An 11,027-nucleotide genomic window follows, 5' to 3' on the forward strand; every position below is an offset into this window, starting at 1 on the left:
CTGGCGAAAATAGCAAGCGACTGCCCAAAGTTTGAGCAGTCGCGGGGGCATCGAATGGCGTTTTAAGTTGGCGGCCACTCTCGCCAAACAGCCTATCTTTCGGCGTTTGCGTCAGCCACTGTCAAGGCTGTCATGTTCACGATGCGGCGAACAGTCGCGCTGGCCGTGAGAATGTGCACAGGTTTGGCCGCGCCGAGCAGAACCGGCCCGATCGCGATGTTGCCGCCCGCCGCCGTCTTGAGCAGGTTGTATGAAATATTCGCGGCGTCGATGTTTGGGAAAACCAACAGGTTGGCGTCGCCCGCCAGCGCGCTGTGCGGCATGACGACCGCGCGCTGCTTGCTGTCCAGCGCCACGTCGCCGTGCATTTCGCCGTCCACCTCGAGCCAGGGGGCCTGCACGCGCAGCAGTTCGAGCGTCTTGCGCATCTTGATGGCGCTGGGCTCGTTGCTGGTGCCGAAATTGGAATGCGACAGCAGCGCCGCCTTCGGCTTCAGGCCGAAGCGCATCATTTCCTCGGCCGCCATCGTCGTGATCTCGGCCAGTTCCTCGGGCGAGGGGTCGTAGTTGACGTGCGTGTCGACCAGGAACACCTGGCGGTCGGGCAGCAGCAGGCCGTTCATGCAGGCGTACACCGGCACGTCCTGCGGGGTGCTCTGGCAGCCGCCGGGGCGCTTGCCGATCACCTGGTCGATGTAGTGCAGGTGGATCAGCGTGGTGCCCCAGGTGCCGCAGATCATGCCGTCGACCTCGTCCTTGTGCAGCAGCATCGCGCCGATCAGCGTGAGGCGGCGGCGCATCTCGATCTTGGCGGTCTGCACCGTCTGGCCCTTGCGCTCGGTCATGCGGTGGTAGGTCTGCCAGAAGTCGCGGTAGCGGTGGTCCTGCTCGACGTTGACGATGTCGTAGTCCAGCTCTTCCTTCAGCCGCAGGCCGAATTTCTCGATGCGCTGCGCGATGATGGCCGGGCGGCCGATCAGCGTCGGGCGGGCGATGCCTTCGTCGACCACGATCTGCGCGGCGCGCAGCACGCGCTCTTCCTCGCCTTCGCAGTAGGCCACGCGCTTCTTGGCGGCACGGCGTGCGGTCTCGAAGATCGGCTTCATCGTGGTGCCCGAGGCATAGACGAAGCTCTGCAGCTTGTCGCGGTAGGCGTCCATGTCCTTGATGGGACGCGTGGCCACGCCGCTTTCCTCCGCCGCCTTGGCCACGGCCGGCGCGATCTTCATCATCAGGCGCGGGTCGAAGGGCTTCGGAATCAGGTATTCGGGGCCGAACGACAGCTTTTCACCGACGTAGGCGGCAGCAACGCGCTCGCTCTGCTCGGCCTGCGCCAGGTCCGCAATGGCGTGCACCGCGGCGATTTCCATCTCGTCGGTGATCGTGGTCGCGCCCGAGTCGAGCGCGCCGCGGAAGATGTATGGGAAGCACAGGACGTTGTTGACCTGGTTCGGGTAGTCGGTGCGGCCGGTGGCCATGATCACGTCGTCGCGCACCGCATGGGCGTCTTCGGGCGAGATCTCGGGGTTCGGGTTCGCCAGCGCGAAGATCACCGGCTTGGCGGCCATCCTGGCCACCATTTCGGGCTTCAGCACGCCGCCTGCCGACAGGCCCAGGAACACGTCGGCGCCGGCAATGACCTCCGACAGCTTGCGCGCGTCGGTCTTCTGCATGTATTGGCGCTTGTCGTCGTCCATCAGCTCGGTACGGCCTTCATAGACCACGCCGGCCAGGTCGGTCACGAACACGTTCTCGCGCTTCAGGCCGACCTTGAGCAGCAGGTTCAGGCAGGCCAGCGCCGCGGCGCCCGCGCCCGAAGTCACCAGCTTCACGTCGGCGATGTTCTTGCCCGCCACCTTCAGGCCGTTGACCATGGCCGCCGCCACCGTGATGGCAGTGCCGTGCTGGTCGTCGTGGAAGACCGGGATCTTCATGCGCTTGCGCAGCTCGCGCTCCACGTAGAAGCAGTCCGGTGCCTTGATGTCTTCCAGGTTGATGGCGCCGAAGGTCGGCTCCAGCGACGCGATGATGTCCACCAGCCTGGCCGGGTCCTTCTCGTCGATTTCGATGTCGAACACGTCGACGCCCGCGAATTTCTTGAAGAGAACGCCCTTGCCTTCCATCACCGGCTTGGACGCCAGCGGGCCGATGTCGCCCAGGCCCAGCACGGCGGTGCCGTTGCTGATGACGGCCACGAGGTTGCCGCGGGAGGTGTACTTGAAGGCGTTGGCCGGGTCCTTGACGATTTCCTCGCAGGGGGCGGCCACGCCGGGCGAGTAGGCCAGCGACAGGTCGCGCTGGTTGACCATCTGCTTGGTCGCCGCGATGGCGATCTTGCCGGGGACGGGAAACTCGTGGTACTCGAGGGCGGCACGGCGCAACTCGGCGCGTTTGTCTTCGGGCGTGGGAGTCGATGAGGTCGAAGGGGTCGAATCGGACATGTGCCTGTAGCTCCTGGTGGCGCTTCTTCTGGGGGCGCCGATTGTAGACCTCGCGTCATTGGCGCCCTACGCCGGATGGCCTGTGCGGCCCATGACCAAAGACACGGCTGCGCGGTCAAATCGGTGTGGCAATATGCACAGTTCGGACAAAAACCTGAAAACACCTGAAGAGGAGCGACTATGGCCCTGATGGATTTCATCAAGAAACAGTTCATCGACATCATCCAGTGGACCGAGACCGGCGACGGCACGCTGGCCTGGCGCTTCCCGATGGCGGAGATGGAAATCCAGAACGGGGCATCGCTCACCGTTCGCGAATCCCAGGTGGCGGTTTTCGTCAACGAAGGCAAGGTGGCCGACGTGTTCGGCCCCGGCATGTACAAGCTCACGACGCAGACGCTGCCCGTGCTCACGTACCTGAAGAACTGGGACAAGCTCTTCGAATCCCCCTTCAAGAGCGACGTCTACTTCTTCAGCACCCGCCAGCAGGTCGACCAGAAGTGGGGCACGCCCCAGCCGATCACCATCCGCGACAAGGACTTCGGCGCCGTGCGCCTGCGGGCCTTCGGCAACTACAGCTTCCGCATCGGCGACGCCAAGCTGTTCCACACCGAGATCTCCGGCACGCGCGACATCTACAGCGTGGCCGACCTCGACGGCCAGCTGCGCGGCCTGGTGCTGCAAAACATCAGCAACGCCATCGCTTCCAGCGGCGTGCCCTTCCTCGACCTGGCGGCCAACCAGATCCAGTTCGCGCAGGCGCTGGCCGCGCAGCTGGTGCCCGAATTCGAGAAGATCGGCATCAAGCTCGAGAACATCACGGTCCAGAACGTCTCTCTGCCCGAAGAGCTGCAGAAGATCCTCGACCAGAAGATCGGCATGGGCATGGTCGGCAACGACATGGGCAAGTTCATGCAGTACCAGACGGCGCAGGCCATCCCCAAGTTCGCCGAGGGCGCGGCCAACGGCGGCGGCATTGCCGGCGACGCGATGGGCCTGGGCGCCGGCGTGGCGCTCGGCCAGGTGCTGGCGCAGAACCTCGCGCAGGGCCTGAGCCCCAATGCGGCCGCCCAGGCCGCGGCGACCCAGCAGCAGCCTGCCGTGGCCGTGGTGAGTCCCACCGACGTGATGACCACGCTCGAGAAGCTCGGCGAACTCAAGACCAAGGGCATCCTCACGCAGGAAGAGTTCGACGCCAAGAAGGCCGAGCTGCTCAAGAAGCTGGTCTAACCCGCAGGCTTCGCGCACTTCGTGTCGCTACTCCTTCCCCCTTGCTGGGGGCGATACCTGCGGCCCGGCATAGCCGGTTCCGCGGTATCTCCCGCCTCGTTCGCCGTGTCTTCAGCATCGCTTCATGGCTGAGGAAACCGGCAACCAACGCTACTACCGCGCGCCCTGCCCCGGCTGCGGCGCGCCGGTCGAATTCCGCTCGGCGCAATCGACGCATGCGGTCTGCCCGTACTGCCAGAGCACGGTCGTGCGCCAGGGCGACACGCTCGCGCGCACCGGCAAGATGGCCGAGCTGTTCGACGACTTCAGCCCGCTGCAGCTGTTTGCCGCCGGCCGCATCCAGGACAAGCCGTTCACGCTGATCGGCCGACTGCAATACACCTACCCGGGCGGGCGCTGGACCGAATGGATCGCCGCGCTCGACGGCGACCGCACCGGCGTGCTCAGCGAGGACAACGGCGCCTACGTCTTCGCGCTGCCCTTCGACCTGCAGCGCGCCGCGCCGCCCTGGAACGAGCTGCGCGTGGGCGCGACCACCGCCTTCGCCGGCCAGAGCTACACCGTCACCTCGAACGAGCAGGTGGCGCTGACTTCCGCGCAGGGCGAGCTGCCGCACCTGCCCGAACTCGGCCGCTCCTTCGCGATGGTCGAGCTGCGCAACGACAAGGGGCTGGTGCTCAGCATCGACTACGGCACCGCCACGCCCAGCGCCTACCTCGGCCGCTCGGTGCAGCTCGACGACCTGCAGCTCACCGGCCTGCGCGAGGAATCGGCCAAGGACGAGAAGGGCCGCAGCTTCAACTGTCCCAACTGCGGTTCGCCCGTCACCGTCAACCTGGCGGACAGCAAGAGCATCACCTGCCGTTCGTGCAACAGCATCATCGACCTGACGCAGGGCATCGGCGGCGAGCTCAAGCATGCGACGCAGGACGAGCCCGTGCGCCCGCTCATCGCGCTCGGCAGCATGGGCCAGCTGCAGGGCGCGCAGTGGCAGGTGGTGGGCTTCCAGCACCGCATGGGCACCGAGCCCGGCGACGACGAACAGTTCGGCTGGGACGAGTACCTGCTCTACAACAAGAAGCGCGGCTTCAGCTTCCTGGTCGACGCGGAAGACGGCTGGAGCATGGTCAAGCCGACCACCGGCGCCCCGGTGATGGCCGAGAACGGCAGCACCGCCACCTACCTCAACAAGCGCTACCAGCAGCAGTACGCCTACAACGCCGAGACCACCTATGTGGCGGGCGAGTTCTACTGGCAGGTCGAGCGCGGGCAGAAGACCTTCAACCGCGACTTCGCAAGCGGCCCCGCGCTGCTCTCGATGGAGCGCTCGGCCAACGAGCTCACGTGGTCGTCGGGCATCAAGCTCGACAGCGGCGTGGTGGCCACCGCCTTCAAGCTCGACGCCAAGAAGGACATGTTCAAGCGCGCCGACGCGCTGCCCGTCAGCGCGGCGGCGTCGAAGATGGGCTGCGGCACGATCATCATCATCATCGTCGTGATCATCATCCTGCTGATCATCCTGAGCACCTGCAGCAGCAGTGGCGGCTCTTCGAGCGGCTACCGCAGCTCGGGCGGCTCCTACGGCGGCTACTCGAGTGGCGGCGGGCACAAATGACGAGGAAGATGCGCATGACGCACCCGATGTATCTCATTACTACGACTGGAGGTCCCCATGGGATTTGAATGGCTGAAACCGGGCGTGGTCCTCGGATCGCTCGTGTACGCGCTGATCGGCGTCGTGATCTTCTGGCTCTGCTTCCTGATCATCGACAAGATCACGCCCTATGACCTGTGGGGCGAGATCGTCGAGAAGCAGAACGTGGCGCTGGGCCTCGTCGTGGCGGCAATGAGCCTGGGCATCAGCATCATCGTGGCTGCTGCAATCCATTGAGCGACGCGGCCTCGCCCGCGCGCACCCCGGATGCGCGGGGGCCGCAACCCGTCGAAGTCGCGCTGCTCGCCAGCGTGTTCGTGGTCGCCGCCTGCGGGCTGGTCTACGAGCTGAGCGCGGCCGCGCTGAGCTCCTACCTGCTCGGCGACTCGGTGCTGCAGTTCAGCACCATCATCGGCACCTACCTGTTCGCGATGGGCGTGGGCTCCTGGCTCTCGCGCTATTTCGATCGCCAGCTGCCGGCGCACTTCCTTCGCATCGAGCTGATGGTCGCGCTGATCGGCGGCGCGCTGCCGGCGATCCTGTTCCTGGCCAACGCCTACGTGCCGGGCGCCTTCCGGCTGCTGCTCTATGGCCTGGTGATGGTGGTCGGCACGCTGGTGGGCCTCGAAATTCCGCTGGTGATGCGCATCCTGAAGCGCAACATCGTGCTCAAGAACCTGGTGTCGCAGGTGCTGACCTTCGACTACCTCGGCGCGCTCGCGGTGTCGGTGGCGTTCCCGCTCATCCTGGTGCCGCAGCTCGGCATGATCCGCACCGGCCTGCTGTTCGGCTTCATGAACGCGGCGGTGGCGGTGTGGGCGCTGTGGCTGTTCCGCCATGAGCTGCGCCGCATCGGCGCGCACGCGCTCGCCTGCTTCCTGTCGCTGGCGGCGCTGCTGGCGGCCTTCGTGTGGGCCGACCACATCACCACGCTGGCGGAAGACAAGTTCTACCAGGACCGCATCGTGTTCAGCGCGACCTCGCCGTACCAGCGCATCGTGGTCACGCGCGGGCTGCTCGGGCACCGCCTGTTCCTGAACGGCAACCTGCAGTTCGCCGAGCGCGACGAGTACCGCTACCACGAGGCGCTGGTGCATCCGGTGATGGCCGCGCAGGGCGCGCCGAAGAAGGTCGCGGTGCTCGGCGGCGGCGACGGCATGGCGGTGCGCGAGATCCTCAAGTACCCCTCGGTCGAGTCGGTCACGCTGGTGGAGCTGGACCCGAACATGACCAGGCTCTTCACCGAGCACGAGACGCTGGCCGCGCTCAACGGCCACTCGCTCTCGTCGCCCAAGGTGAAGATCGTCAACACCGACGCCTTCCAGTGGCTGCAGCAGCCGGGCGACATGTACGACGTGATCGTGGTCGACTTTCCAGACCCCACCAACTTCGCCATCGGCAAGCTCTACACCAACAGCTTCTACGCGCTGCTCGAAAAGCGCCTGTCGGCCAGCGGCTATGCGGTGATCCAGACCACCTCGCCGCTGGTGGCGCGCAAGAGCTACTGGACCGTGGCGACCACCATCGAGTCGGTCGGCCTGCGCGCCACGCCGTACCACGCGCACGTGCCCAGCTTCGGCGAGTGGGGCTACATCATCGCGAGCCGCAGGCCTTATCGCATGCCCGATGCCCTGCCTGCCGGCCTGCGCTTCCTGTCGCCTTCCACGCTGCCGCTGATGTTCGACTTTCCGCTCGACATGGCGCGCGTGCCGACCGAAGTGAACCGGCTGTCGAACCAGATCCTCGTCACCACCTATGAGCAGGAGTGGGGCAAGGTCATGGCGCACTGAATGATGAACTCCCTCAGGCTTCGCGCACTTCGTGTCGCTTCGCCTTCCCCCTCGCCGGGGGCAACACCTGCGGCCCGGCAGAGCCGGTTCCGCGGTGTTCCTGGAAGTAAGCGATGCGAATGAAGCGCCGTGGCTTCCTGGGGGCGGCGGGTGCGGCGGGCGCCCTCGCGCTCGCCGGCTGCGAGGCGCCGCCACCGCCCATCGAAGGCGGCTTCACCGGCATCGACATCACGCGCGGCCACGCGATGCGCGACGGCGCGCTCAAGGGCGCTGCGCCCGCCGTCGTGAAGCGCACGCGCATATTGATTGCCGGCGGCGGCGTGGCCGGGCTCGCGGCGGCGCGCGCGCTGCGGCTCGCCGGCGTGGAAGACTTCGCGCTGCTCGAGCTCGAGGACACCGCCGGCGGCAACGCGCGCGGCGGCTTGGTCAACGGCATTGCCTGCCCGCTCGGCGCGCACTACCTGCCGGTGCCGGGAGACGACGCGCGCGAGGTGCAGGACCTGCTCGAGGAACTCGGCCTGCGCCGCCGCGTGGCGGGCCGCTGGGAATACGACGAGCTCAACCTCTGCCACGCCCCGCAGGAGCGGCTGTTCCTGCACGGCGAATGGCAGGACGGCCTGCTGCCCGTGCACGGCGTTGGCGAGAGCACGATGGCGCAGTACCGCAAGTTCGCGCAGCGCATCGACACGCTGCAGCACGCGGCGCATTTCGCCATTCCCACGCTCAAGGTCGCCGTCACGCCCGAGCTGCTGGCGCTCGACGCCATCCCCTTCTCCAATTGGCTCGACAGCGAGGGCTTCAGCGACGCGCAGCTGCGCTGGTACCTCGACTACTGCTGCCGCGACGACTACGGCGCCGGCATCGCGCATGTCTCCGCCTGGGCCGGCATCCACTATTTCGCGAGCCGCCACGGCTTCCACGCGCCCGGCGACCCGAGCGGCAGCGTCAACGATTCGAGCCCCGAGCGCGACGGCATCCTCACCTGGCCCGAAGGCAACGGCTGGCTCACGCGGCAGCTGGCCAGGCCGCTCGGCGAGCGGCTGCACACCGGCCAAGTCGTCACGCGCATCGCCGAGTCGCGCGGCGGCGTCGAGGTCGATGCATGGGACGCGAAGACGAAGTCGCTCGTGCGCTGGCAGGCCGAGCGCTGCATCGTCGCGCTGCCGGTGTTCATTGCAGCGCGCGTGGTCGAGAACCCGCCGCCCGTGCTGGCCAACGCCGCCACGCATGTGCGCTACGCGCCGTGGCTGGTGGCCAACGTGCACCTGCGCGGCCCGCTGGCCGACAGGCCCGGCGCCGCGCCGAGCTGGGACAACGTGATCTACGGCACGCGCGGCCTCGGCTATGTCGATGCGCGCCACCAGGCGCTCGACCCGACGCCGCGCGGCACCGTGCTCAGCTGGTATCGCCCGCTGGGCCCGAGCAGCTACGACACCGCCGACGGCCGCCGCCTGCTGCTCGACCGCCCATGGACCGGCTGGCGCGACGACCTGCTCGCGGAGCTGTCGCTGCCCCATCCAGACCTGCCCGCGCTTGCCACGCGCATCGAGATCACGCGCTACGGGCATGCCATGTCGATCCCCGGGCCAGGCCTGCTGGCGCAGATCGGGTCGCAGCGCAGCGCACCGGACGAGGCGCATCGCGGCAGCGTCGTCGCGGGGCGGTTGTCGTTCGCGCATGCGGACTGGTCGGGCTACTCCATCTTCGAAGAGGCATTCACGCGCGGCCATGTCGCGGGCACCGGCGCGGCGTCCGCATGATGAGGACGCTGGTGCTCGGCGGGTACGGCAACTTCGGCGCGCGCATCTGCCGGGCGCTGGCCGCAGACGCCGGCATCGAGCTGCTGGTGGCCGGGCGCGATGCGCGGCGCGCCACGGCGTTCGCCGAATCGCTGGGCGGTGGCGCGCGCGGGGTTCGCATCGACGTGCAGGCGCCGGACCTCGCGGACACGCTGCGCCAACTCGGCGTGGCGCTGGCGATCCACACCGCCGGGCCGTTCCAGAACCAGGGCTACGGCGTGCCGCAGGCCGTTGCGGCGGCGGGCGCGCACTACATCGACCTGGCCGACGGCCGCCGCTTCGTGTGCGACTTTCCCGGCGCGCTCGACACCGCGTTCCGCAATGCCGGCCGCACGGGCATCAGCGGCGCCAGCACGGTGCCTGCGCTGTCGTCCGCCGTGGTCGACCATCTGGCGGCGGGCTGGCAAGGCATCCACGGCATCGACATCTGCATCGCGCCCGCACAAGGCGCGCCGCGCGGCGAAGCCACGCTGGCCGGCGTGCTCGCCTACTGCGGCGAGCCGATCCGCGTCTGGCATGGCGGGCGCTGGACCGAGCAGCCCGGCTGGGCTAACCCGACGAAAGTCGCGTTCGCGCGCATGAAGCCGCGCCGCGGTGCGCTGTGCGACATCCCCGATCTCGAACTCTTTCCCGCGCGCCATGCCGGTGTGCAGTCGGTCATGTTCCGCGCCGCGCTCGAAGTCGGGCTGGCGCAGCAGGCCTTTGCGTTCCTGGCCTTCCTGCGCCGCGTGGGCGTGCTGCCCGCGCCGCAAAAGCTGGCGCCGCTGCTGCATTCGGCGGGCCGCGTTTTCGATGCCCTCGGCACTGCGCTGGGCGGCATGGTGGTGCGCGTCGAAGGCACCGACGCATCGGGCCGCACCGCGCGCCGCGCCTGGCACATTGCCGCCGACGACAACCACGGCCCGGAGATCCCCTGCATGGCGGCCATCCTGCTGGCCCGGCGCCTGGCGCGCGGCGACGCACTGCCCGCCGGTGCGCACGCCTGCGCGGGTTTGCTCACGCTGGAGGAATTCGAGCCCGAGTTCGCGCGCTGGGGCATGGTGACGGACACGGTCGACGAAGCCGCATGACGCGCGCCGAAGCTGACGATCGCCTGCTTCGCCTGAGCCTCGTCGCCGTGTGGCTGTTCACGGCCGTCGCCAGCATCATCGAGCTGAACGGGCAGAGCCGCGAGGTGCTGGCCGCCGCGGGCATCACATCGCCGGCGTGGCTGGTGGACTTGCTGATCATCGGAGGCGCCGCCGCGGACCTCGTCGTCGGCATCGCGTTGTGGCGCTGGCCAGGCCGCGCCAACTACGGCGCCGCACTCGCCCTGATGCTTGCCATGACGCTAGTGGCGACCGTGCTACAGCCGAGCCTGTGGCTGCACCCGCTCGGCCCGTTGCTCAAGAACCTGCCCATCGCCGCCCTGCTCTGGCATCTTTACCGACGCGCGACGCCATGAACACCTACCTCGTCCTCAAGTGGCTGCACATCGTCTCCAGCGTGCTGATGGTGGGCACCGGGCTGGGGTCGGCGTTCTACATGTTCTTCACCAACCGCAGCGGCAGCGTGCCCGCGCAGGCGGTGGTGAGCCGATTGGTGGTGCGTGCCGACTGGTGGTTCACCACGCCCACCGTCATCATCCAGCCGGCCACGGGTTTCGCGCTCGCGCACATGGCGGGCTGGCCGTTGTCCACGCCGTGGCTCGCGCTCTCGCTGGGGCTGTTCGTGTTCGCGGGCATCTGCTGGCTGCCGGTGGTGTGGCTGCAGATCCGCATGGCCGCCATCGCGGCGCAGGCGCATCGCGAATCGACACCGCTGCCTCAGTTGTATGCGCGCTACCAGCGCTATTGGGAGCTGCTGGGCTACCCGGCCTTCTTGGCGATGGTGGTGGTGTTCTATCTGATGGTGAACAAGCCGCAGCTTTCGATCTGAAATGAAAATCCGCTTTTCGCTTCGTCGAACTGCGCGTTCGGAGCACCCGGTGGCCCTCGCACGCGCCCCGAACAAGAGCGCTCCTGACACCGCACCATGAGCCACTGACACGGCCGCGGCGCGGCCCCTGTGCGGTTTTCACGAAGACTTCACACACGGCGCCATTGCTTCACAGATGGTCCGCACACTCGCGGAC

General features: G+C 67.8%; 9 protein-coding genes. 8 read left to right on the forward strand and 1 reads right to left on the reverse strand.

Features of this window, described 5'->3' with window-relative positions; translation table 11 throughout:
- Positions 1-92: 92 nt before the first annotated feature.
- Positions 93-2,441 carry an NADP-dependent malic enzyme gene (locus tag AC1RVW_RS17005; protein WP_493201262.1) on the reverse strand — a complete coding sequence of 783 codons (2,349 nt, stop codon included), beginning with the start codon at positions 2,439-2,441 and terminating at the stop codon, positions 93-95.
- A gap of 180 nt (positions 2,442-2,621) precedes the next feature.
- On the opposite strand from AC1RVW_RS17005, the gene AC1RVW_RS17010 reads away from it, so the two are divergent.
- The 8 genes from AC1RVW_RS17010 (at position 2,622) to AC1RVW_RS17045 (ending at position 10,831) form a co-directional block, all read left to right on the forward strand.
- Complete coding sequence (locus AC1RVW_RS17010) at positions 2,622-3,671, forward strand: SPFH domain-containing protein (RefSeq protein ID WP_081268227.1); 1,050 nt, start codon at positions 2,622-2,624, stop codon at positions 3,669-3,671.
- A 124-nt stretch (positions 3,672-3,795) separates the two neighbouring features.
- Complete coding sequence (locus AC1RVW_RS17015; RefSeq protein WP_493201264.1) at positions 3,796-5,286, forward strand: DUF4178 domain-containing protein; 1,491 nt, start codon at positions 3,796-3,798, stop codon at positions 5,284-5,286.
- Between the two features lie 57 nt (positions 5,287-5,343).
- Complete coding sequence (locus tag AC1RVW_RS17020; protein ID WP_019653703.1) at positions 5,344-5,562, forward strand: DUF350 domain-containing protein; 219 nt, start codon at positions 5,344-5,346, stop codon at positions 5,560-5,562.
- On the forward strand, positions 5,559-7,115 hold the full coding sequence (locus AC1RVW_RS17025) for a polyamine aminopropyltransferase (RefSeq protein WP_081268229.1): 1,557 nt from the start codon (positions 5,559-5,561) through the stop codon (positions 7,113-7,115). The genes AC1RVW_RS17020 and AC1RVW_RS17025 overlap by 4 nt, the downstream gene beginning before the upstream one ends.
- Before the next feature lie 119 nt (positions 7,116-7,234).
- Complete coding sequence (locus tag AC1RVW_RS17030) at positions 7,235-8,875, forward strand: FAD-dependent oxidoreductase (protein ID WP_493201266.1); 1,641 nt, start codon at positions 7,235-7,237, stop codon at positions 8,873-8,875.
- Positions 8,872-9,984, forward strand: coding sequence for a saccharopine dehydrogenase family protein (locus AC1RVW_RS17035; RefSeq protein ID WP_493201268.1), 1,113 nt, complete (start codon positions 8,872-8,874; stop codon positions 9,982-9,984). The genes AC1RVW_RS17030 and AC1RVW_RS17035 overlap by 4 nt, the downstream gene beginning before the upstream one ends.
- The gene (locus AC1RVW_RS17040; protein ID WP_493201270.1) at positions 9,981-10,358 is read left to right on the forward strand and encodes a DoxX-like family protein; all 378 of its coding nucleotides are present in this window, start codon (positions 9,981-9,983) and stop codon (positions 10,356-10,358) included. Before AC1RVW_RS17035 ends, AC1RVW_RS17040 begins: the two co-directional genes overlap by 4 nt.
- Positions 10,355-10,831, forward strand: coding sequence for a DUF2269 family protein (locus tag AC1RVW_RS17045; RefSeq protein ID WP_493201271.1), 477 nt, complete (start codon positions 10,355-10,357; stop codon positions 10,829-10,831). The genes AC1RVW_RS17040 and AC1RVW_RS17045 overlap by 4 nt, the downstream gene beginning before the upstream one ends.
- Positions 10,832-11,027 lie beyond the last annotated feature (196 nt).

Source organism: Variovorax sp. MPBD4-3 (genome assembly GCF_058809745.1).